20 protein-coding genes are annotated in these 24,760 nt (G+C 39.7%); 5 read left to right on the forward strand and 15 right to left on the reverse strand.

Annotated elements, in window-relative coordinates; all coding sequences use genetic code 11:
- Positions 1-128 precede the first annotated feature (128 nt).
- The 4 genes from yfcC to RF53_RS12990 all read left to right on the forward strand — a co-directional run bounded on the left by yfcC (position 129) and on the right by RF53_RS12990 (position 4,327).
- On the forward strand, positions 129-1,532 hold the full coding sequence (gene yfcC / locus RF53_RS12975; RefSeq protein WP_039037918.1) for a putative basic amino acid antiporter YfcC: 1,404 nt from the start codon (positions 129-131) through the stop codon (positions 1,530-1,532).
- A 12-nt stretch (positions 1,533-1,544) separates the two neighbouring features.
- Complete coding sequence (gene iadA / locus RF53_RS12980) at positions 1,545-2,711, forward strand: beta-aspartyl-peptidase (protein WP_039037919.1); 1,167 nt, start codon at positions 1,545-1,547, stop codon at positions 2,709-2,711.
- 181 nt (positions 2,712-2,892) lie between these two features.
- Complete coding sequence (locus RF53_RS12985) at positions 2,893-3,810, forward strand: M14 family metallopeptidase (protein ID WP_039037920.1); 918 nt, start codon at positions 2,893-2,895, stop codon at positions 3,808-3,810.
- Positions 3,811-3,889: 79 nt separating this feature from the next.
- Positions 3,890-4,327 carry a hypothetical protein gene (locus tag RF53_RS12990; protein WP_039037921.1) on the forward strand — a complete coding sequence of 146 codons (438 nt, stop codon included), beginning with the start codon at positions 3,890-3,892 and terminating at the stop codon, positions 4,325-4,327.
- 28 nt (positions 4,328-4,355) lie between these two features.
- Here RF53_RS12990 and ccoG read toward each other — a convergent pair whose 3' ends face one another.
- The 10 genes from ccoG to RF53_RS13040 all read right to left on the reverse strand — a co-directional run bounded on the left by ccoG (position 4,356) and on the right by RF53_RS13040 (position 17,525).
- Positions 4,356-5,735, reverse strand: a complete 1,380-nt coding sequence (gene ccoG / locus RF53_RS12995) for a cytochrome c oxidase accessory protein CcoG (protein ID WP_006794487.1) — start codon at positions 5,733-5,735, stop codon at positions 4,356-4,358.
- A 151-nt stretch (positions 5,736-5,886) separates the two neighbouring features.
- A complete protein-coding gene (locus RF53_RS13000; protein ID WP_039037922.1) occupies positions 5,887-7,299 on the reverse strand; it encodes a sigma-54 interaction domain-containing protein in 1,413 nt (470 codons plus the stop codon).
- A gap of 87 nt (positions 7,300-7,386) precedes the next feature.
- A complete protein-coding gene (locus tag RF53_RS13005; RefSeq protein ID WP_039037923.1) occupies positions 7,387-8,691 on the reverse strand; it encodes an ABC1 kinase family protein in 1,305 nt (434 codons plus the stop codon).
- Between the two features lie 81 nt (positions 8,692-8,772).
- The gene (locus tag RF53_RS13010) at positions 8,773-9,327 is read right to left on the reverse strand and encodes a DUF1439 domain-containing protein (protein ID WP_033025795.1); all 555 of its coding nucleotides are present in this window, start codon (positions 9,325-9,327) and stop codon (positions 8,773-8,775) included.
- Positions 9,328-9,414: 87 nt separating this feature from the next.
- Entirely contained in the window at positions 9,415-12,096 is a 2,682-nt protein-coding gene (locus RF53_RS13015) for a DUF349 domain-containing protein (RefSeq protein ID WP_039037924.1), read from the reverse strand.
- Positions 12,086-12,367 carry a YeaC family protein gene (locus RF53_RS13020; protein ID WP_006794492.1) on the reverse strand — a complete coding sequence of 94 codons (282 nt, stop codon included), beginning with the start codon at positions 12,365-12,367 and terminating at the stop codon, positions 12,086-12,088. The genes RF53_RS13015 and RF53_RS13020 overlap by 11 nt, the downstream gene beginning before the upstream one ends.
- Position 12,368: 1 nt before the next feature.
- Positions 12,369-12,695, reverse strand: a complete 327-nt coding sequence (locus tag RF53_RS13025) for a hypothetical protein (RefSeq protein ID WP_008132029.1) — start codon at positions 12,693-12,695, stop codon at positions 12,369-12,371.
- 170 nt (positions 12,696-12,865) lie between these two features.
- Positions 12,866-14,368, reverse strand: coding sequence for an alanine/glycine:cation symporter family protein (locus RF53_RS13030; RefSeq protein WP_008132031.1), 1,503 nt, complete (start codon positions 14,366-14,368; stop codon positions 12,866-12,868).
- Positions 14,369-14,742: 374 nt separating this feature from the next.
- Positions 14,743-15,870, reverse strand: a complete 1,128-nt coding sequence (locus tag RF53_RS13035; protein ID WP_039037925.1) for a M14 family metallopeptidase — start codon at positions 15,868-15,870, stop codon at positions 14,743-14,745.
- Between the two features lie 212 nt (positions 15,871-16,082).
- Positions 16,083-17,525, reverse strand: a complete 1,443-nt coding sequence (locus tag RF53_RS13040; protein ID WP_039037926.1) for a glyceraldehyde-3-phosphate dehydrogenase — start codon at positions 17,523-17,525, stop codon at positions 16,083-16,085.
- 174 nt (positions 17,526-17,699) lie between these two features.
- Between RF53_RS13040 and RF53_RS13045 the strand changes: the two genes are divergently transcribed.
- Positions 17,700-18,500, forward strand: coding sequence for a DUF2989 domain-containing protein (locus tag RF53_RS13045; RefSeq protein WP_010557230.1), 801 nt, complete (start codon positions 17,700-17,702; stop codon positions 18,498-18,500).
- Positions 18,501-18,570: 70 nt separating this feature from the next.
- Here the strand turns inward: RF53_RS13045 and ihfA are convergent, their stop codons facing one another.
- The 5 genes from ihfA to RF53_RS13070 form a co-directional block, all read right to left on the reverse strand.
- On the reverse strand, positions 18,571-18,870 hold the full coding sequence (gene ihfA, locus RF53_RS13050) for an integration host factor subunit alpha (protein WP_002960690.1): 300 nt from the start codon (positions 18,868-18,870) through the stop codon (positions 18,571-18,573).
- A gap of 2 nt (positions 18,871-18,872) precedes the next feature.
- The gene (pheT, locus tag RF53_RS13055; protein WP_039037927.1) at positions 18,873-21,260 is read right to left on the reverse strand and encodes a phenylalanine--tRNA ligase subunit beta; all 2,388 of its coding nucleotides are present in this window, start codon (positions 21,258-21,260) and stop codon (positions 18,873-18,875) included.
- A gap of 15 nt (positions 21,261-21,275) precedes the next feature.
- The gene (pheS, locus tag RF53_RS13060) at positions 21,276-22,256 is read right to left on the reverse strand and encodes a phenylalanine--tRNA ligase subunit alpha (RefSeq protein WP_039037928.1); all 981 of its coding nucleotides are present in this window, start codon (positions 22,254-22,256) and stop codon (positions 21,276-21,278) included.
- 82 nt (positions 22,257-22,338) lie between these two features.
- Positions 22,339-23,049: a DnaA inactivator Hda gene (hda, locus tag RF53_RS13065; RefSeq protein WP_008132045.1), complete on the reverse strand. Its 711-nt coding sequence runs from the start codon at positions 23,047-23,049 to the stop codon at positions 22,339-22,341.
- A complete protein-coding gene (locus tag RF53_RS13070; protein ID WP_039037929.1) occupies positions 23,049-24,104 on the reverse strand; it encodes a DUF2066 domain-containing protein in 1,056 nt (351 codons plus the stop codon). The genes hda and RF53_RS13070 overlap by 1 nt, the downstream gene beginning before the upstream one ends.
- Positions 24,105-24,760: the final 656 nt, after the last annotated feature.

Genomic DNA, 24,760 nt, shown 5'->3' on the forward strand with positions numbered 1-24,760 from the left:
AAGCAAACGCTTTGCGGCCTTCCTTTTATTACAGGTCATGGCTACAGTGACACTGCCTATTAAGTGCTAAAGTACATTTAAGCGTTTATTTACGCATCAACACAATGACCTTTTATTAAAGTGAAATTATGAAACAAAAACAATTTTCTGTGCCCGATGCGAGCATTCTTTTGCTTTGCGTGGCAGTGATTGCCTATATGGCCACGGTTTTTATTACCCCTGGGGTATTTAATGCAGAACCGGGTAGCCATACTGTGCAGCTTTCACAATATCAAACCGTTAATAACCAACAATCACCGCCATTTTTTGCACAAGGTGGCGATATTGGTTTAGCAAATGTATTGTTTGAAGGCTTAGTGTCGGGTGATAAATATGGTGCAGCGATTGGCGTAATGGCGTTTATTTTAATCACTGGCGGTGCTTTTGGCATTGTTATGAAAACCGGTGCGATTAACAACGGCATTCTGGCACTTATTAATAAAACTCAACGGGTTGAATGGCTATTTATTCCCTTACTATTTTTACTATTTTCGTTAGGCGGCGCGGTATTTGGTATGGGCGAAGAAGCTATTGCCTTTTGTATTGTGCTTTTCCCTATTATGCAACAACTTGGCTACGACGCTAAAGTTACCGTGCTCACAACCTATGTGGCCACGCAAATAGGCTTTGCCACCTCATGGATGAACCCTTTTAGCATTGCTATAGCGCAATCGATAGCTGAAATCCCCGTGTTTTCTGGCGCGGGTTTTCGTATGCTAGCGTGGGCGTGTTTTACTCTTGCAGGCCTTGTGTTTACCATTCGCTATGCAAAACGCATCAGAATACAAACCCAAAAAGCGGGTGATCAGCCATCAATTAAACTTAGCTTAGCCGATGCACTCACATTATTAGTGTTTGTATTGGGTATAGCCTGGGTTGTATGGGGCGTAATGGCTCGCCAATATTATATTCCTGAGCTTGCGGCACAGTTTTTTTGTATTGGTATTATTAGTGCAATAATTGCCATCGTGTTTAAAAAGCTAACCGCAAATGAGTGCGCTGAAGCCTTTAAAAACGGTGCACAAGAGTTACTGCCAGCGGCGTTATTGGTCGCACTAGCTAAAGGCATTGTATTACTATTAGGGGGTAGCGATTTAACTACTCCCTCAACCCTAAATACACTGCTGTATTACTGTGCAAGTAGCATAGCCAGTGTGCCAGATTACATTGCGGCTTGGGGAATGCTGGTGTTCCAAAGTGTATTTAACTTTTTTGTTTCATCGGGTTCAGGCCAAGCTGCCATCACTATGCCGCTGATGTCTCCACTTGGCGATTTGCTCAATGTATCAAGGCAAATTGTAGTATTGGCCTTTCAATTGGGTGATGGATTAACCAATATTTTAATTCCCACCTCAGCTAGTTTAATTGGTTGTTTAGGGGTCGTAAAATTAGATTGGGGAGAATGGGCTGCGTTTATTTGGCGCTTTGCTCTAGCACTTTTTGTATTAGCAAGCGGCTTTATATTTCTTGCTTACTTTATTAATTATCAATAAAAAGAATTTGTTATGTTAACTTTAATTCAAGGTGCAAACGTTTATGCACCTACTTACCTAGGCACACAAGATGTTTTAATTGGCGGTGGTAAAATCATTGCTATTGACGAAAATATAATCCTCGACAGCAGTGTACTCGTCAAACGAATTGACGGTAAAAATAAGCTTGTTACGCCGGGGTTTGTTGACTCGTTAGTGCATATTACCGGTGGCGGTGGCGAGGCTGGATTTGCCAGCCGCACCCCTGAAATGAACCTAACCGATGCCACCTTGTCGGGCACCACCACGGTGGTGGCAGCACTAGGTACCGATTCAAGCTCACGTACGCTGACCAATTTGGTTGCCAAAGCAAAAGGGCTTAAAGAGCAAGGGCTAAATGTATTTTGCCATACGGGTTCGTATCATTTGCCAGCTAAAACACTCAGCCACTCAATCACTGACGACATTATGTATATAGAGGAGTTTATAGGTGTAGGCGAGGTGGCGATTTCTGATCATCGCAGTAGCCAACCTACTGTACAGCAATTAGCGGAATTAGCAGCCGAGGCTAAAGTAGCCGGTATGCTCAGTGGTAAAAAAGGCACCGTAAGTATTCATGTGGGCCCTGTTGATAGCCATTTAACTATTTTGCATCAGGTGGCTCAGCAAAGTGATATTAAGCTTAAACAGTTTTATCCTACGCATATGAACCGCAATAAAGCACTTCTTGATGCCGGTATTCAATTTTGTGATCAGGGCGGTACTATCGACTTTACCACCAGCACTACCGATTACGATTTAGCCCACGGTGAGTTCGCAGCAGCCCATGCCCTTGCTTATTGCTTAGACCAAGGTGTAGCAGCAAATCAACTCACTATGAGCTCAGATGGCCATGCTAGTTTACCTATTTTCGATAAAGACTTTAATTTATTGGGACTTGAGGTAGGTAAAGAGTCCTCTTTATTAACCTCGTTTCAGCAAGCAGTTAAGCAATATAACGTCCCTATTGAGCACGCCTTGATGAGCATAACCAGTAACCCCGCTGATATTTTAGGGCTTAATAAAGGCCGCTTAAAAACAGCGAGCGACGCAGATATTGTGCTTCTCGATAAAGAGACCTTAACCCCTGAGTACGTATGGGCAAACGGTACTTTAATGGTACAAAACAGCCACGCGGTTATAAAAGGGCCGTTTGAGTGACTTTCAACGCAGTTAATTAATTTAACTGCGTTTTTTACCTGTTTAATCATAGCAAAGTTAAAATCGCGGTTATGGTTAATTTTTATAGAAATGTTATGCATCGCATTAAGTTGCAGGCTATTTTAGTCAGCGTTAAGCTAGCGCTTTATTTCATTAAATATTGATATACCAAGGCTTTATAATGACTGACAGCGCATACCCAATTGGCACACCAGGTAAAAAATGGAACGACAGCGACAAAGCACAATGGCTAGCAGGGCAAGTTATAAAGCGTAGCTACCAAGATGAAGTGTTAACGTTAATTAACGAGCTTAAAGGCACATTAACGGTTGAGCAATATGGTGAGCTTAATTACAACGATGGCTGTTATCCATTATATGCCCTGCAAACACCTAATTTTGATGATACCAAACCAACGGTTTTAATTACCGGTGGCGTGCATGGGTACGAAACCAGTGGTGTACATGGCGCGCTTAGATTTGCAAAAACCTCTGCTTTAAATCATTCAAAACACTTTAATATAATTATTACTCCCTGTATTAGCCCTTGGGGGTATGAAACAATTAACCGCTGGAACCCAAGCGCAATAGATCCTAACCGCTCTTTTTACGAAAATAGCCCATCACACGAGTCTGCTGCGGTAATGGCCTATGTAAAATCATTAAATATTGATCTACTAGCACACATTGATTTACACGAGACAACAGACTCCGATAACAGTGAATTCAGGCCAGCGCTTGCAGCACGTGAAGGCACAACTAATACAAACTGGAATATTCCTGATGGGTTTTACTTAGTTGCTGACAGTACAAAGCCAGAACCAGAATTTCAAAAAGTGATTATTGAGGGCGTTGCAAAGGTTACGCATATTGCACCAAGCGATGAAAACAATGCATTAATAGGTGTACCGCAGGAACAATTTGGCGTTATAAATTACGCAGCACGCAAATTAGGTTTATGTATGGGCTTTACTGATGCTCCTTTTGTAACAACAACAGAGGTTTACCCAGATAGCCCTTCAGCCAATAGTGAACAATGTATATTAGCGCAAGTTGATGTTATTGATAGTGCTTTAAATTATTTACGAAATGAAGGCTAAATTACTAGTTGCTACGTTTATTATAAGTGTGTTTTATTAAACGTAGTAACAAGTCTGTAATATAAATAGAGAGAAAGCCTTGCAAGTAGATAAAAATGAGCATTATGACTTTTCATTAAAAAATGACTATGGCAACGTTAATTTTTATGTAGATAACAACATAATTGTTGCTGAATTTTCAGGTAGCATCGATACCGATATTCTAACTGTGTATGGTGAAAAGCTCATTAATACTACAGCACAATTTAATGGCAACCCCTGGGGCTATATTAGCGACTCACGAAAAGTATTAGCAGCGACGCCTGAAGCCGAGTTATTGCTCACTAAAATTGGCAAAAAAATGCAAGCTGCAAATTGCTTTATCAGCGCGTATGTAATGACATCGGCCATCGCAATCAGTCAAATGTCGCGGGTTTTAAATAGCGTTGGCAGAGACGGCACTAAATGTATATTTAGTGAGGTTGAAAGTGCCAAGCAATACGTTATTAAGCACCTTAAAAACAGCCAAGCGGATTAATTATTTAATCAACTTGGCGTTTAACTACTTAGTTTTTATAAAACTGACTGTCCTTGGTGATGGTAATACTCGCATCTTCCTGCGCGGTAACTACAAATCTTAATTTACTTACTTTTTGTTTAATATCGTAACCATCAGCGGTAACCGTAACCGGTATTTTTTTCATTAAACCAGGTTGTACGAGTGTTGCCTTTGGACTTTTAAGCGTTGCCCCAGGTAACCCCTCAATAGCGATTGTGTAGTGCATTGATTGCTGTGTTTTGTTAATAATGGTTAGTGTGTATGGGTTTTCAACTAGGCCCTCATAATTTACTCTGTAGAGTGCGTTTCTATCACGAAGCACTGAGGCCTCTATGGGTGTACGCTGCATCATCCATGCAAACATCGATAGGATAAGTAAGGCAGTTAACGCACCATAGCCAACAAGCTTTAATCTAAATGGGTTGGTTTTTTTACCTTCCATCTGTTTTTCACTCGCGTATTTAATTAAGCCTTTGTCGTAGCCAAACTTATTCATTGTGTCATCGCAGGCATCAATACATAAACCACAGTTTATGCACTCATATTGCAAGCCATTTCTTATATCAATACCCGCAGGGCATACCTCCACACATAAATTACAGTCTACACAATCGCCTAGGTTTAATGACTTTGGATCAGCTTTACGCTTACGTGGGCCACGGTTTTCTCCTCGTTCAGCATCATAAGTAACAACTAAGGTATCTTTATCAAACATCACTGACTGAAAACGAGAATATGGGCATGCAATGGTGCACATTTTTTCTCTTAAAAAACCAGCATTACCGTACGTACACCCAGCAAAAAAAAGCACCCAAAATGTGGTAATGCCAGACCAATCAAACGAAAGCATGTCTAAGTATAAATTTTTAGCCGGAATAAAATACGCCATAAATGAGGTCGCTGTTAAAACCGAAATAACTATCCACGCGCTGTGTTTAGCTATTTTTTTACGCCACGTGCTAAATGTCCATTTTGACTTATCTAATTTAATGCGCTGATTGCGTGTACCTTCTATTCGTTGCTCAACCCATGTAAACATCAACATCCATATTGTTTGCGGGCACGTGTAACCGCACCAAACTCGGCCAAGCCAATTAGTAACAAAAAATAACGCAAAGGCTCCCACCATAAAAAGCATGGCTAAAATCATAAAGTCTTGAGGAAGAAGTGTTAATCCAAAAATAGTAAAGGTTTGTGTTGCGACATCTAACAGTACAGCCTGCTGACCGTTGTATTGAATCCATGGAATGGCAATAAACGTTAACATTAGCAACCAGCCTAAATTACGGCGTATACGTTGAAAAAAGCCTTTTTGCTCGCGAATATAAATTGGCCCTGAGTTATAGGGCTTAATGATCATGTCTTGCTCTTTAATATCAAACTTCATGTTACTTACTTAATTAGAACGGATGTTGTTTAAGTATTTGCAACTTTCAGACCAAACTGAAACTTTATTTAATCTATTGATATTAAATAACTTTATAATTTACACGCTTTTACCAATCGCGACATATAACGAAAAACGTTATATATCGCGATTATTTATTAATTCCTAGCTTTCTCATTTTTGAGCGAAGTGTACTTTCAGGTAACCCTAACTTCAGTGCAGCACCTTTACTTCCCGAAATTTGCCCGTTACACAGTGTTAAAACACGGCTTATATGCAGCCTTTGCGCCTCATCGAGGGTAAGAGACTCGTCAACATTTTGCGTAGTGTCACCATTGAGTGGTTGATTGAGCTGTAAAACAGATTGTTTGGACAAAATGGCTTCTCGCTCCAGTACATTTTGCAGCTCTCTTATGTTGCCAGGCCAATCGTAGGCTTGAAGCTTAGTAACTGCTTTTTTACTTAACCCTTTTAACTGCTTCCCCAAGCGTTTATTTAATTGCTGTATGAGGTTGCTGCATAAGTAAGGAATATCCTCTTTACGCTCTCTCAGGGCCGGTACTTTAATAGGAAATACATTAAGTCGATAATATAAATCTATTCTAAAACTGCCCTTTTGCACCATTTGCCACAAATCGCGGTTTGTAGCCGCTATAACTCGAATGTTTACACTTAAGGTTTGGCTACCACCAACCCGCTCAAATTCTTGCTCTTGTAGCACTCTTAGTAGCTTACTTTGTGATTCTAGAGGTAATTCGGCTATTTCATCTAAAAAAAGTGTGCCTTTATCGGCCAGTTCAAATCGGCCTTTACGACGTTCGTTAGCCCCAGTAAAAGCGCCTTTCTCATGCCCAAACAGCTCAGACTCCAATAAGCTCGGTGTAAAAGCTGCACAATTTACTTTAATAAAGGCATGCTTGCTGCGTTTGCTTAACCTATATAAATTGCGTGCTACTAGCTCTTTACCTGTGCCATTTTCTCCCAGAATAAGCACGGTAGTGTCGGTTTCGCTCACTAATTTGATTTGCTCTAACATGGTTTGGAACACATGGCTTTGCCCTACAAGCCCAGAGTCTTGCCAGTCCTGATTTAACTCTGCTATTAAATAGCTATTCTCGTCTTTTAACTGCTCACTCAGCTGCTTTATTTTTTTAAGTGCGTTTTGTAAATCATTTTGGGTTTGTTGCTGCTGCGATATATCACGAAATATAGCAACGGCACCAATAAGTTGATTTTTTCGATACACTGGAGTGGATGTATATTCAACAGCAAACGAGCTACCGTCTTTGCGCCAAAACACTTCATTGTTAACTTCACGGCGTTTACCATCAAACATGGTACAGTAAATTTGACACTCATCTGCAGGGTAAGGCGTGCCATCGGCACGAGTATGGTGATGATATTGATGTATTTTTTTTCCTAGTAGCTCCTCTGCCTTCCACCCTGTCATGCGCTCTGCTGCTGGGTTTACAAATACAGCGTTTCCAGACAAGTCGAATCCGTAAATTCCCTCACCCACGGCATTAAGTAATAACTTTGGATCGTTTAAAAATTGCTTTATCATAACTACGCCTCGCGAAATATCACGAGTATTATGACAACTTTAACACATTACTGCACCAGTAACTTTGTATCGATATTAGCTCAGCATTTATGCGAAATGACTAAAAAGCGCACGCACATCAATTTTTGCCCCCAAACGAGCAGCTATTAAATACAAACCGGCTAGTTTTCGGTGTATAAACAACGCATCGACGGGTGGAGTGTGCCACTGCTGTGATTGAGCACTAAGTGCAAGCCCAGCATCCTTAATTTTAAGTGCTAACTCACTATGTTTAAAATCAAATTCACCATCATGCCTGAGCGGTTCGCACGCCATTAAAAACAAGTCGATTACGTTATTTTTATAATTATCTATAATGTCATCTTTAAAGTAACCAATTTGCGATGCTGCTTTTAATACGCCCTCTCGGCTATTATCGCTACCTGCTTTAAATAGTGCCAAATAAGCTGAACTCAACTCAGTTGATATTTCTCGCGTTGCACCAAAATCAAATAAAACGATTTTTTGTGTCTCTGTTTGATAATGAAAATTAGCAAAGTTAGGATCCGTTTGAATGAGTTTAAATTCAAACATTTCTTTAAAAAATAAATTAATAAGCTGCTCAGCAACAAAACTTCGCTGGCTTTGTGGCTGCTCTGTGATGCTCTCTATGGGTTCAGCATTAACATATTCCATTGTAAGCACTTGCTGCGTACTGTGCGAAGTGTAAACATCAGGCACTTTAAAGTGAGCATTGCCGTTGAGTGCATTTTTGTAACGTATTAAATAATCTGCTTCTCGCAGGTAATCTGCTTCTGCAAGTAATTGTGCCTTAGCCTCATTCACAAGGGGTTTAATGTCGAGATCTTTAGGTAATAGGCGCGATAGGGTTAACAGCGTAATCACGTTATCTACGTCGCTCTCAACACTCTTTGCAATACCCGGGTACTGAACTTTAACTGCGAGCTTATCGCCATTTTCTTGATACGCTAAATGCACTTGCCCAATAGAAGCCGCTGCAAAAGGTCTGAGTTCAATATGAGAAAAACGAGAAAGCCAGTCGTCCCCCCATTGTTCTTTTAAAACTTCAACTAGCTGCTTATGCGGCATTGGATTTGCGTCAGAGCGCAACAAAGCGAGTAACTGGGCGAGCTCAGGACTGAGCAAGTCACCAGCATCCATAGATAGAAGCTGGCCTAATTTCATTGCTGCTCCGCGTAAGTGAGAGAGCTGCACAGCAAGTTTTTCAATATTTTTAGGCTGCAGAAGTAAGCGTTTGTTATCCCAGCCTTTACCTGTTAGTGCACTTTTAGCGCCATCAACCAGCATATTACCCGCAACGCCTGATGCTAATGAGCCTAATTTTGCAAAACGAGAAAGTCTCGATGTGGGCACGTTACGCGGTGCTGCCATAATATAATGAACCTAATTAGCTTATAGTTAGGTTATTTAATACGATTAATTAAGGCAGGCCGATCTGATTAGCCTGGTTATTTATAATCTAGGAACCAGTTTAATTGCACCTTGCGATACTTTCATGTCGAGTGGCAATTTGCTCAATAGCATCATTTTAGGATCGTTCATGTTTAACGTATATACAGGGTTGTTAGCCAAAAAGGTATTGATTACACCCATTGCTTGATCGTCAAGCGCGCCAATGTTGCCTCTAAAGCCACCAGCATCAACGCTTGAGCCCAGTAGTTTAATATTACGCAAAAACACTGCTTTTTTCTCGCTATCGTAGAATGGGCTGCCCTCTATTTGAAGCTTTAAACGAATTGGGTACTTAAGTGCAAAAGCGTTGATCTCTGCGCTAGAGTCAGCGCCAAGTAAAACAACATCACGATTATCTGGCCCTATATCAACACTTAAATCATTAACGTTAAGCTGAACAGGTAATCCCATTAGCTTTACTTTTTCGCTTAACTTTGGCAACTCCTTAGCTAATACGCTTTCTACTTCAGCATTTGTAAATGAATATACCGATACACCTTGCGTGCTATTACAGGCAGTTAAAAAAAGCGTAGTAATAAGTAATAAAAATCTCATGGTAAATCCTTTGTTTGGTTAATACAAAAAGCCGCTTTTTAAGCGGCCTTTTAAAGTTTTAATCAACATTTAAAGTAATGTTAATGATTAAGCTGCAAGTGTCGTCTTTAATCGAGCTAGTGTGTCAGGTTCAACTGAACCGTTACTGAGCGCGAGCAACTGTTTTAAATAATAATTTAAATCAGCATGATCACCACGATGCTTATCATCAAGCATAGCAACTTGCTCTGCCATTCTAAGTGATGCATTTGGCGAACTCACATTTGCTAAAATTTCCATACGCGTTACAAGTTGCTCTTCTTTAAGCGTTGTTTTTAGCGGTGCTTGATACTGAGCAGGTATTTCTTCATTATTTTGAAGCGCGTTAAGTAAAGCATCTAAGTTAGCCTGCTCTGATTTAGTCATAAGCAATGACACTTTTTCATCTATGGCTTTAAGCAAAGTAGCCACTTTTGGCGCAAGCGTTCTGAATTGTGCATAACCCTTTACCTTCGTTTCTAGGTCATGAAGTTGCGCACGTTGTTCAACCGCCTCTAGTACCGCTTCTAATTCAGCAAGCTCTGCAGCGGCTTGTTTGTCTGACTCATTCTGTTCAAGCTTTTGTTGCTCAAATTCAGTGCTGCGCTTACTAAATGCTTCATCGTTATATTGACGAAACTTTTGCCACAACGCATTTTCTGCTTTCAAGCCCGCAAAGCCAATTGTTTGCCATTGCTGCTGCATTTGCTTTAACGTCTGGCAAGCACTTGCTAAGTCGTCACTTTGTGATAACTGCTGTGCTTGTTCTACTAAATCATTTTTAAGCGCAGCATTACCTTTATGAAACGCATTTAATAAACCAAGCACCTGTTGTTGCTCATTTTTATAGCGATCATTTAAAACTCGATATGTTTTAGGGTCAACTTTTCCTACACTGCGCCATGCTTTATTTAGCCTATTGTATTGGCTTTCAAACTGTTTCCAATCAAAGCCTTCTTCGCTAGTAGGCTCTGTGCTAAGCGCGTGCATATCAGTAATGATGCTTTCACGTTGCAACTTCGCTGCATCGCGATTTTTTTCTTGCTCGGCAAAGTAACTACGACAAGGTGCAAACAACAATTCAATATGTTCGTCAAACTGAACACCTTGTTGTTTTTCTTCATCTGTATCTAAACGGCCAAGCTCATTCCAACGTGTGCGAAACATTTTTACTTGTTCTGCACGTTGTTGCGGGTCGGTACATTCTTGCTCAGTTAACGTGGCTACTTCTTCAAGTAACGCTACACGCTTTGGTGCAGCGGCGTATTTTTGCCAATCTTTTGCGTCAGCAAGCTGCTGCTCTAGCTCTGCTTTAATATTTTCAAGCGGTTGCTGGTAGCGTGCTGTTAATGTATTAAATAGCTCTTCAAAACCTTTAAATACACCAAATGCCACATTGAAGCGGCCTTCTTCAATTAAGCGCTTAACATCACGAGCTTTTCGCTTTGCTTGGCTTTGATTTTTTTCAAGCGGTTTAACTAACTCATTCATTGGTACTAAAAACTGCTTTTTATGCGCGTTTAACTCAGTTTTAAACTTGCCTTGCAGTGCGCTATCAAGCATAGCTATATGCCCACGCGCTTCTTTAAACGCTTGATTAAACGCTGAAAGAATATCGTCATATTGCTCAATGCTTTGCGCTGGTTCAATTTTTTGTAAGGCGGTCAATGCCTCTTTATATTGAGCAATTACCGTTGTTAATTCGGGTAATTTAGCCACTTGTGAAAATAAAGTCTCAAGCCTTATGATTACCGCTTTAAACTGTGCGTTATTTTCAAGCTCAGTCTCTGTGATCGCTTGTTTTGCTTGGGCTACTTTAGCGTCAAGCCAATCTTGTTGAATTTGCTCTGGGGTTTCTAAACCTAATTGAAGCGCATTTTCAATTTCATCACTTAATGCTTCAAGCGTTGCTAATGCCAATAATTGACGCTGTTTTAATGCTAAACGTTGCTGTTCTTTATCGTGCTCAGCTTTAAGTTGCGCTATGTGCGTATCAAGCTTGCTGGTAATAGCTATGTACTTTTCATCTAGCGATTTTATACGCTCTGCTGATAACCATTTAAGCTCTAATGCTTGCCATTGAGCCATTAATTCAGCAGCTTGTGGGTTTACCAACGCAAAGTCTGTTTTTTCACGTAACGCATTAAGTTTTGCTAAAATAACGCGCGTTGAATTTTCAACTTCTTGTGGCATTTCTTTGGCCAGACGCTCATTTTCAATATGCGTATCAAGGATGCTTTTCGCTTCCCCTTTAGCATGTTTAGCAAGTGGTTTGGTAAGCTGGTGGTTAATAACTAACTCCACTAGCTGCTTTTGTAGTTCTTCACTGCCTTCTTTAAAAGCTTTTTCTACTAATTTTGGGTTTGCTAAACGCTTAAGTAATTTAACGCGAACTTTTAGTTCTTTCTCTGCAAACGCTAGTTTTTCTAATGTTTTTACAGGTGCAAAGCGTTCTATATATTCACTTTTAATTTGCGGTGTTAGTGTGCTTTCACTGTTTAAAACCGCGTTAGATATTTGCTGCTCAGCTATATCCTTCAACGCTTGGTCTTGCTTATAGGCTTTCCACCAAAGTGGTAAATCATTTACCTTTTGAAGCGCTTTTCGGCGAATTTCTGCAGAGCTGTCTTCTAATGCAAGTGTATTTAAAATACTTGCATCGCGCTGCGTATCTAGCTTTTCAATTGCATCAAGACGTACCTGTTGCTTAGGGTGTTTCCATTTTGGCGTAAAAAGGTGCTTAAAGATCATGTTCACTAAACCTAGCTATTTCGTTGTCTGATTTGAATTCTTTTTGTAGTTGCGCTTTTGTCTTTTGGATCATTTCACCATTAGCACCAATCGTAAATTGCTCGTTCGATTGAGCCACCTTTGCTTGATACAACATAACCAACTGCACTGTTTGTTGCTTTTGCTCATCTGATAACACAGTGCCATCTGGCCATTTGCCAGTGGATGCACCATATTGCAAGCGTTCAAATAATTCTGGAGTAATATTTTCTACGAGTTTATCGATATTCATGTCATCTTTTCTTTTTAAGAGTCACTAAAATAATACGGTTAATAAGATACCAAATGCACCCTACGCCAATGGCGATGGTGTAAGCATACCACTCAAGGGTTTCTTTTTGCGGTTGTAAAAAATATAAACAGAAAAAACCACCCAAAAATAAAATAAGTGCTAGGAAAGAGTGATTTATAAACATCTGCTTTTTTTTAATTTGCTGTTCGCGCTGAAGTTGTTGAACCTGCTCGTCATTTAGCTCTGAAATGTTACTTTCGCAATGCGGACATTGCTTGTATTTATCTGAAATTGATTTTGCACATTTTGGGCAACGAATAATCGCCATACATCTCTCCATACTACGCATAAAAAAAGCGCCTTGCGGCGCCTTTATTGTACTTGTTTTATTTGTTGTTGTCTTTTTTGAATTTAAAGCAATAACAGATAATGTAACTTTCTTTTTATTGGTTTAAACCCGTTTATCCAATCAAACTTGCAAGTACACTGTGTATTAAATTACTCAGGATCCTTAGATTGTTTTTCAAGGCGTTTTTCCCAGAAAGTAGCGTTTTTTATACCTAACTTAATTGGGTCAAAGGTAATTTTACCACCTTTTTTCTTTTGCTCTTCGTAATCGCTTAAACATAACAGTGCTGGTTTTGCGACAAAGAAGATAGCTAAAATGCCTAAGATGTTGATCCACGCCATCAAGCCTACACCTATGTCGCCAATGCTCCAAATATACCCAGAGCTATTAACCATTCCATACGCCACCATAAACATGATCACAAACTTCACAATAACCAGTGGAATACTTCCTTTAAAGTAACGATTTAAGTAAGCAATGTTTGTTTCCGCAATGAAGTAATAAGCTAAAATAGTAGTGAACGCAAAGAAGAATAACGCAATACCTACAAATGCCTCACCAAAACCGCCAAATACACTAAACAAAGCCATTTGCGTAAATGCTGCAGAGCCTACTTCAGTTGCTGCATCAACATTTTGTACAATAAATTGACCAGCTGGTAGCTCGCCAACAATGTTGTATTGTTGTGTTAACAAAATCATTAGTGCGGTTGCAGTACATACGAAGATGGTATCTACGTACACTGAAAAAGCCTGAACTAAACCTTGTTGCGCTGGGTGGTCGACTTCTGCCGCAGACGCTGCATGAGGGCCTGTACCTTGACCCGCTTCATTTGAATATATTCCGCGCTTTACACCCCAGCCAATTGCAGCTCCAAATCCGGCTTGAGCAGTAAAGGCGTCGCTTATTATCATAGCAAAAATATCAGGCACTCTATCGATATGTAAAAACACAACGATTAAGGCAAGCACGATGTAGCCCAAAGCCATAAATGGCACAACAATTTGAGTAAAGTTGGCAATACGTTTTATACCACCAAAAATGATAAATGCTAAAACGATAAGAATAATAGCCAGCGCAACTAGCTTAAAGCTACCTACATCGCCAAAGCTGGTCGACACCATAGTACCGTCGCCAAATACTTGAGTAAATGCGTTACCCACCGCATTTGCTTGTACACCGGGTAGGAAAACACCACACGCAACAACGGCAGAAATAGCAAACAAGATAGCTAACCATTTTTGTTTTAAACAACGGTCAAAGTAATACGCTGGACCACCACGATATTGACCGTTTTCTTCTTCTTTATAAATTTGACCAAGCGTTGATTCAGCGAAGGCTGTACTTGCACCTAAAAATGCAACAACCCACATCCAAAAAATAGCCCCTGGACCGCCAAAACCGATAGCAGCAGCAACACCAGCAATGTTACCAACACCGACTCGCCCCGATAGAGACACTGCAAGTGCTTGGAAAGAAGAAATACCTTTTTCAGATGTGTTAGGACTAAAAAGTAATTTACACATTTCTTTAAAATGTCTGACTTGGGCAAATCGAGTTAATACAGAATAAAACAAGCCCGCGCCAAGGCATAAGTAAATAAGGGCATTACTCCAAACAACATCATTAACAGCGCTTACAAAAGCTTCCATGGATATCCTCTATAGTTATATTTTTTATTATGAATTACGAGACTCTGTTTTAGCTACTCAGAATGCGCGACACAAAACGATTAAAAATCGGGCTTAAATATGCCTACCTTTAATTCGATTGTTATTGATATTAACTTAAGTGAGCTAACTTTGTTAACACTTAATTTTCATATTTACAGATAAAACGTGCGCTTCGACGTATTATTTGAGGGTTATTTAACCAGTAATTGGTTTGTATGAATATGATAGAGGTTTATAGAAAGCAATTTATATAGACTGCTGGTTGAGGGGTTTATAAAACGATTTTATATATTAATTAATTTTAAGTTTATGTATAAAAAAGGCATCAATAATTGATGCCTTTTTTCAATACTCTATCTTAGCGTATCAACCACATTAACAATGGCTGCTAACGTGTCTTGACCAAACTGATACGAGCGACGATCTGACCAGCCGTAGTCAGGATCTGGTAAATCGTTATTGTCTTTAAATGGCATTTCAATTGTGTATGTAAGCGCTTTAAACTCTTCAGCCGTTGCCGACGATGCAACTGTTAAAAGAGCTTGGCCTGGCTCATCTTTCGGGTAACCGTGTTCGTCTTGAAACTCCGGTGTTATTGTTAATAACGCCGCTTTAAAGCTGTCTTCTAAATTTTTAAGTCGCTCATCGTAACTTGGAATACCTTCGCTGCCAGCAACAAAGTTATAAGGAATGGCTTCATCACCATGAATATCAAGGTGCATATCTAAGCCTGTTTCGCGCATTTTATTTAGGACTAAATACACTTCAGGGCTATTTTCCATACTAGGTGTTTGCCATTCGCGATTTAAGTTAAAACCTTTAGCATTAGTACGTAAATGACCACGTACACTGCCATCTGGGTTCATATTTGGCACGATGTAAAATACAGCCTTTGATAACAATGCGGCAGCATGTGGGTCTTCATCATCAAGTAACTTATGGAGTAATCCCTCTACAAACCACTCTGCCATAGTTTCACCTGGATGCTGGCGTGCTGTTACCCAAATTACTTTTTTATCTTCGCTTGGCTCGCCAATTTTTAATACGCTCATATCGCGCCCATCAAGTGTTTCACCCAATGTTTGAAGTTGGCAAGCACCTTGCGTTTGCGCCCACGACAATAAATCTAAATGGCGGTCATAGCTATATGGTGCGAAGTAAGCAAAATAAACACTGCCGCACTCTGGCTCTATTTCAAAACTTAGCGTGCCATTTTCATAGTTTGATGGAACACGAAACCATGTTTGGCGATCGTAAGATGCGACTGCTTGATAGCCTTCCCACCCATCTGGGTATGCTGATTTTTCAAGCTGATTAATATTAAGCTTATGTAATTGGTAAGGCGTTGTTTCTAATCGAAAGTGAAACCACTGATAAAATTCAGAGTTGTGGTCGTTATTAATCTCTAATTGAATATTAAGCGGATCGGTTGCATCAATTACCTTGATATTACCACTGTCGAAATTACTACTGATTTTCATGAAAAAACCTTTAATTTGAATAAGCCCATCTGCATTTTAACTCGCAGAACTAACACCACGAATAATACTACTCGCAGTAAATACAGTGTATTTTATAACTCTAACACGCACTGTATTTTAATAAGCAAAGCGTAGCACAAGGCATACACTTTAAAAATGATTGCACATTAAAAAAGCCAGCTAAACGCTGGCTTTTAAATACTACATATACATTAGCGTGGTAAGCTTGGGAATGACACTTCAGCCATATCTCGCATACAACGTACTACTTGGCAGCTATAGCCAAATTCATTATCGTACCATACGTATAATACAATACGATTATCGTCAACAATTGTCGCTTGTGAGTCAACAACACCTGCATAACGGCTGCCTACTAAATCGGTAGACACTATTTCTGTTGATGCAGTGTAATCAATTTGGTCACGTAAATCTGAGTGAAGCGCTGTATCGCGTAAAAATGCATTTAGTTCTTCAACTGATGTATTAGTTGCTAAGTTTAAGTTTAAAATAGCAAGCGATACGTTAGGTGTAGGTACACGAATAGCGTTACCTGTTAACTTACCTTCAAGCTCTGGCAATGCTTTAGATACAGCTTTAGCTGCGCCTGTTTCAGTTATTACCATGTTAAGCGCTGCGGCACGACCACGACGTTCGGCTTTGTGATAGTTATCAATTAGGTTTTGATCGTTTGTGTATGAGTGAACGGTTTCAACGTGACCATTATTAATACCAAACTTATCGTTTAACGCTTTTAATGTTGGTGTGATTGCATTTGTTGTACAACTTGCTGCACAGACAATTTTATCTTCAGATAAAATATCTTGGTTATTTACACCATATACGATGTTTTTAATATTGCCTTTAGCCGGTGCTGTTAATAATACTTTAGCTGCACCTTTACACTCTAAATGCTGACCAAGGCCTGCTTCATCTTTCCAAATACCTGTGTTATCAACAATTAACGCATTATTGATACCGTATTGGGTGTAATCTATTTCACTAGGCGAATTTGCATAAATAACCTGAATGTAACTGCCGTTCGCTTTAATCGCGTTGCGCTCTTTATCAATGGTGATTGAACCATTAAATGGACCATGAATTGAATCGCGACGTAATAAACTAGCGCGCTTTTCAAGGTCACCTTCTTTACCACCACGCACAACGATTGCACGTAGACGTAAATCGGCGTAAGGACCCGATTTTTCAATTAATAAGCGAGCAAGCAAACGACCAATACGACCAAATCCATAAAGAACTACATCGCGAGGTTCTTTCACTGTTGAATTGGCTATTTCTGCTAATTCATCTTTAACGAACTCTTCAACTGAACGGCCATTAGCAACGTCGCTGTATAAATAGCTGTATGCAAGCTTACCAATATCAATACGAGCAGAGTTTAATTCCATTTTGCTGATTGCTTCTAAAAACGGGAAGCTTTCACGTAATCGTAATTTTGTGCCTTCAAATTGTGCAACAGTTTTGTGAGATTTAATAATTTCAATAGTGCTGGCATTTACGAGAGGACGGCCATATACAGCGATTTCAATACCACGATTACGGTAAAGTTTACCAATGATAGGTTGCATGCTTTCAGCGTAATCTTGGCGCTCTTGCCAACTATTTGTGTATTCTAACTCGTGAGATGAGGTCATTTTATTTACCTAAGTTTATCATTTTGAACGGATAGCCTTTAAAAGTGCACTATATTTTGAGAGTAATGCACTTCAGGCACGGCTATTCTAATTTAATCTGAAGTTATTCTCTACTGTTAGGCGTTAAATGATTGCGCTAGAATGGCTGCGTAGATATTTATTTGGGGTTTAGGAATGCTAAAAAGAGCAAGTTTACTACTTGGATTACTAACATTAGCGGGTTGTGAAGAACCTGTGACGCTAGCAAAAGTTTGTAAGGAAACACCCGGCTTTTGTTCTGATTTAAACAAAGACAGTCATTGTAAAGACGAGCGTGCTGAAGTTATCTTAAAGCGTTACAGTGAATACAAAGAGCCAACGGATGAAAATAAATATCAATTATTAAAAGAATTTGAAACATACAACCAATGTATAACACTGGCGGCTAAAATTGAGCACATAAAGCTCAAAGCTAAGAAGACGTCTCGCATAGATGGACAACTTACTAGCATTAAAGAAATGACGCGCCTTTATCAAGACACTATTGATACAAATCACCCCGGTTTACTTTATTACCATTGGTCCAGAAACAATAATCAAGGTGCATTAAATAAACTATTGGCTATAGAAGACGATCCGAGTGTTACACAAAGTGCTGAAATGCAGTTTTTTTTAGCGTCGTATTACATTAAGTTTGATGACGAAAAAACGATTGATTTGCTCTACAAAACGCTAGAGTTAAATCAAAAAGGGCGCATACCCAATCCTGAGGTGTACACATCACTTATCAGCCTGTTTTATAAACATGATAAATTTAAACATGCTTATATATTTTCAAAAGTAGCGCAAATGTCGGGAATCGAAAATATAGATCTATTTGAAATAGAGCAGGAACTCTTAAGTACTGGTAAAAACTTATCTGGACTTGATTCACTTGCCGAGCAAACCTATCAACAAGTATTAGAGGGTGAATTTGTATCACCTAGAGAATTTTAGATAATAATAAACCCCGCTTAAGCAGAGTTAAGCGAGGAATAAATAAAAAGGCAGCTTTCGCTGCCTTTTTTTATTTTGCTTTGCTGGTGCCCACTTCAACACGAGTCTTTAATTTTTGACCCGGTCTAAAGGTGACAACACGACGCGCCGAAATAGGAATGTCTTCGCCTGTTTTCGGATTACGCCCTGGTCTTTCTTTTTTGTCTCGAAGATCAAAGTTACCAAATCCAGAAAGCTTAACCTGCTCTCCTTTTTCTAGCGCTGAGCGGATTTCTTCAAAAAACGCTTCAACTAAATCTTTGGCATCTTTTTTATTGATCCCGAGCTTTTCAAATAGGTGTTCAGCTATGTCGGCTTTAGTAAGCGCCATATCTAGTCCCTCAACGATGCATTAAACTTTTCGGCCAATTCGGCCACCACGTTATCAACTACTAGATTGATATCTTTCTCTTCGAGTGTTCTATCAACCGCTTGCAGTGTTAGAGCAATCGCCAAACTCTTATAATTTGGCTCAATACCTTTGCCCTTATACACATCGAATAAGTTTAGGTCAACCAATTGATTTCCGCCAACTTTTTCTATAGCGTTTAAAATATCACCAGATTTAACGCTGTCGGCCACTAAAATCGCGATGTCGCGACGGTTTGAAGGAAATTTAGACACGCTTTCTGCTTGTGGTAAATTTCTTTTTTCAATTGCTGACATTTCAATTTCAAATACAAAAGTTGCGTTATTGATATCTAACGACTTTTGCGCTTGAGGATGTAATGCACCAAAAAAACCAACCTTTTTACCATCAACATAAATAACAGCTGACTGGCCCGGATGAAGTCCATCTGACTGCTCTGCTTTAATTTCAAAGCGACTTACATCGTTAGTGATCGCAAGTAATGCCTCAACATCGCCTTTTAGGTCATAAAAGTCGACATTGCGCTTTTCTTCAACCCAATGTTCGCCATGAACCAAACCAGTAATAACGCCACCAATAACAGGCACTTGGTATACACCATTTTCTGCATTTTCATCGTTTATAAATTTAAGACCATGCTCAAATAAACGAATACGTGGTTGTTGACGATTTTGGTTGTATGCAACAGACGCCAATAGACCCGGCATTAAGCTAACACGCATTGCTGACATTTCAATTGAAATAGGATGCGGTAGAACAAGTGCATCACTTTGAGGATGCAAAATAGCTTGTGCCTTAGGGTCAACAAAGCTGTATGTAATCGCTTCTTGGTAACCACGTGTTACTAACGTATTGCGGAATTTGCTTAGTGCAATGCTCGCTTCGTTATGAGTGGTCATCTTAAGTTTTGCAGTTGGTGCCACATTTGGAATACTGTTGTAACCGTAAACGCGTGCAACTTCTTCTATCAAATCTTCTTCAATGCGAATATCAAAACGGTAACTAGGTATGTCTGCACTCCAGCTCTCATTTTCAACTTTAACATCAAGACCTAAGCGAGTCAGAATATCAGTTACTTTAGCATCATCAATGTGATGACCTATTACGCGGTCTAAACGCGAACGACGCAAACGAACTTCAGTCACCTTAGGTAACTTATCAGCCGCCACGGCTTCTACTACAGGGCCTGCTTGACCACCCACAATTTCAAGAAGTAGCGCTGTAGCACGCTGCATTGCATCGTGTTGTAGAGCAAAGTCTACACCACGTTCATAACGATGTGATGCATCAGTATGTAGGCCGTAACTACGTGCTTGACCTGCAATTGCTACCGGATTAAAGAACGCACTTTCGAGCAGTATGTCTGTTGTTTTTTCAGTAACACCTGATTGCTCACCACCAAAAATACCAGCAATGGCAAGTGCTTTATCATTATCTGCTATAACGAGTGTAGACTCGTTTAATTTAGCTGTATTACCATCAAGCAGTACTAGTTCTTCATCTGCATTTGCACTACGTACTTTAATGCCACCTTCAATTGCACTTAAATCAAATGCATGCATAGGGTGGCCAAGTTCGAGTAATACATAGTTAGTTACATCAACAACCGGATCGATTGAACGAACGCCACTACGACGTAATTTTTCAACCATCCATAACGGTGTTTCTGCATCAAGATTTATACCTTTTATTACACGACCTAAGTAACGAGGACATGCATCTTCGTTCACTAGCTCAATTGATACTTTGTCGTCAATTGTTGGAGCAACAGTAGGGATTTCTAATACGTTTACATCAATGCTGTTTAAAACGCCTACTTCACGGGCAAGACCTTTAATACCAAGGCAGTCACCACGGTTTGGTGTTAAATCAACATCAATAATGTTGTCGTCAAGGCTTAAATAGTCACGTAAATCCGCGCCAATGGGTGCATCACTCGGTAACTCCATGATGCCCTCACCTTCTTCGCTAATGCCTAGCTCGTCAAATGCACATAACATACCGTGTGAAGGCTGACCGCGAAGTTTTGCTTTTTTAATTTTGAAATCGCCAGGTAATACTGCACCAACGGTTGCAACCGCGACTTTAATTCCTTCACGACAGTTTGGCGCACCACAAACGATATCAAGCAGCTCATCGCCACCTACGTTAATTTTAGTAACGCGAAGTTTATCCGCATCAGGATGTTGACCACATTCAACAACTTCGCCTACTAACACACCATTAAATTTGGCTGCAGCTGGCTCAACGCCGTCAACTTCAAGGCCAGCCATAGAAAGCTGTTCCGACAGAGCTTGCGTATCAATAGCAGGATTAACCCACTCTCTTAACCACTTTTCACTAAATTTCATTTTATTGCTTCACTCTTAACGGAACTGGTTTAGGAATTTTAAGTCATTTTCGAAAAATGCACGTAAATCGTTTACGCCGTAACGCAACATTGTTAGGCGCTCTACGCCCATGCCGAATGCAAAACCAGTGTATTTTTCTGGATCAATACCTACAGACTTAAGAACGTTTGGATGTACCATGCCACAGCCTAGTACCTCTAACCATTTGCCGTCTTTGCCCATCACATCTACTTCAGCTGAAGGTTCTGTAAATGGGAAAAATGATGGACGGAAACGAATTTCCATATCTTCTTCAAAAAAGTTACGCAAAAAGTCATGTAATATACCTTTAAGCTCAGTAAAACTTACATCGGTATCAACCATTAACCCTTCTACCTGATGGAACATAGGTGTATGTGTCTGATCGTAATCGTTACGATACACACGCCCAGGTGAGATGATTCGTAGCGGTGGCTGTTCCATTTCCATAGTACGAATTTGCACGCCACTTGTTTGTGTACGCAATACTAATTTAGGATTGAAATAAAAGGTATCGTGATCAGCACGCGCAGGGTGATGTTCAGGGATATTTAAAGCATCAAAGTTATGAAAATCATCTTCAATCTCAGGACCTGATTTCACCTCGAAACCTAATTCACCAAAAAAGCTTTCAATACGCTCAATTGTACGTGTTACTGGGTGTAATCCACCTGTAGGCATCACACGCCCAGGTAAAGTAACGTCAATTGTTTCAGCGGCTAGCTTTTCTTCTAGTGCCTTGCTTGCTAAAAGCTCACGCTTGTCGTTAATTGCAGCTTGCACATCTTGCTTAGCCTGATTAATTACCTGGCCTGCTTCTTTGCGTTCTTCAGGAGCAATTTTACCCAGTGTTTTAAGTAAGCTAGTGATTTCGCCTTTTTTACCAAGGTAGTTAACCCTGATCTCTTCTAGTTGCGCGATTTCACTGGCACTGGCTACCGCCTCAAGTGCTTGCGCTAATATATTTTCTAAGTTCATTCGATACCTGATCTTTCACAGAAGGTGATTACAATTTAATTGACTAATGATAACTGAAAGCGGGGTCTAGATTCTAGACCTACTAGAGCTTTAACGTTGATTTTATAAAGGGAATTGTTAATTTTCGCTGTGCGGCCATAGATGCATGATCTAATTTGTCTAATACATCGAGTAAAGCACGCATATCTCGACTTAGACGCGTTAGTAAAAAGCGTGCACATTCATCGCTTAACTCAAGCCCACGCATGTGTGCCCGCTTAACAAGCGCCTGCGCTTTATCATCATCACTCATTGAACGTATTTGAAAGGTGGTTCCCCAAGTCAAACGAGATTCTAAATCAGGAAGCGAGATATTTAACATATTTGGTAACAGGTCTGCGGTTACGACTAACATTTTACCGGGTTCGTTAAAGCGATTAAAAAAATTAAACAGGGCCTTTTCCCAGGCATCGTTCCCTGCAACTAAGTGGACATCGTCTATACACAATACATCAAGCGCTTCGAGTCCATCGAGGACCATAGGGCCAAAATTGATAACCTCGCGCATAGAAAGTAACATGTTAGAAAGGCCACGTTCTTGCGCTTTTATGCACGTCGCGTATAACAAGTGAGACTTACCCGAATCACCCAATCCACACAAGTAAGTATACTGAAATGAATTTGCCAACTCAGAAAAGCTCGCTTTTAGATGGTTAACTTCTAATGAGTCCTCACCACCAAAGTACGATGCAAACGTCTCGTCATCTGGCAAAGTAACAGGCAACGCCATTTGCATTGGTTCATGACTTAGCACTATGGTTTTATCCATTGATATTCAAGGCTGTTTTTGTCAACAACATGATAAAAAGCGCGTGGATCAACGTAATCTTTAAAAGCAGAATCAAGACCTAGCGCTTTTTTTAAATCTGTAACATCGCCTGTATGATTCAATTTGTATTCAACAAACTCAGTCGTTTTTCGAGCAATCGTAACCTGTGTAACAACACTTAAACTCTGTAAACGTCTCTTAGCTAGTTCGACATCTACAAAATTTTCGGCCCCTTTTAAAGTTAAAATAGCTGAAGCTTGCTCGTAGTATGCATTGGGATCAATTGCGTATTCACTTGCTAACCCTCTAGCTAGTGTATCTATCATTTGACTAACAATTTGTTGTTTATCACCAACTAAACGATTTTCATCAAACAAATCATCATTTGTAAATCGCCAATCTAAAACCCAGTTATTACTGTTATTGTCTTTGTACATTTTGGCTGTAATACTTCTTTCAGCACTATACCGCTGAGACGCCTCTTCTATAGGTCCTGAGAAATTGCCCCACACCTCGGGTATACCTACTAAACGTCTGTCTTGTAAGTCCAGTAATGGCACAACAACAGGTAAGCCACGTCTTCGAGCATTATCGTAAATTAATTGTTCAAGCTGTGGATAGCTCTCTTGTGTTACTAGCTCTCTTCGCCAATTATCTTCAATACCTAGCCAAATAGCGACTAACGGACGTTGTGAACCCCATAGAGGTAGACTTAATTCTTTTATAAGCGCATTAATTTTTCGTGCTTCAAATTTAACAATTAATTTTAATTGACCTTCAGTACGCTCATCGTATTCAAATTTAAGCATGTAATCAGAGATATCTTTAGTGCGCTGTTGAGCTAATCGATTTTGATCCGCCGTTTCATCACCACTTACTTTTACCAAAACATTAAGTAAAGCTTTGCGGCTTGCCGCTAATCTACTATCTCTTGATTTATCATCAACTTTTAAAATGTCTTGATATAGATCAGTGACTTCAACTGCAGAAACAGAAAAACAAATTAAAATGGATATTATGCTTATTAATAATCTATACACTGTATGTTAGTTCTTGGTTTTAAACTGATTTGATCCTAAATCAAAGCCAGTAACAAAGCAAAATTATATTTGTTACTGTGACATATTGATACTTATAGATTAAGCCTCTCATACAATGTTGATTTAATTGAAACTCTAAATTTATAAACAAATTCACTCAGCCAAAAAGAGAGCAACTAAAGCCAAACCTTCTAAAAAGACATATTCTCTTTAAAGTAATGCCAACACAACTGTATTAAGTTCTAAAAATATACTAGCTTTTATTAGCTACTGCTGAGGGAAACAGAAAACTGTTTTATCAGGTCAGCCTCTGAAGGGCTTGCTTTCGCGCACTTTTGTATAATGTATAGGAATACAAATACCGGGAGCACAGGCTGTGAAAGAGCGACCGCTACTGAGTTCGCCATAGGGTCTTGGCAATTTACTAAATTACTTTTTTGCAGACGTAAAAAAGGCCGGCTATTGCTAGTCGGGCTCTCTACAATGTGAAGCCTGCGTAATGTCGTGGTGCCCACAGCGGTGGAGAGTCACAGTGAAATATTGCCTATCAAAGGCCAGTGTATTGAATAACCAAAACACTCTTCACAAAGAGGCGCTTCGCTTAGGAGACGCGATGCTTTAGAGAAGGGAATACTGAAGATTACTTTTCTGCAGAC

The sequence above is a fragment of the Pseudoalteromonas sp. ECSMB14103 genome, assembly GCF_000813065.1.
Lineage (GTDB): Bacteria > Pseudomonadota > Gammaproteobacteria > Enterobacterales > Alteromonadaceae > Pseudoalteromonas > Pseudoalteromonas marina.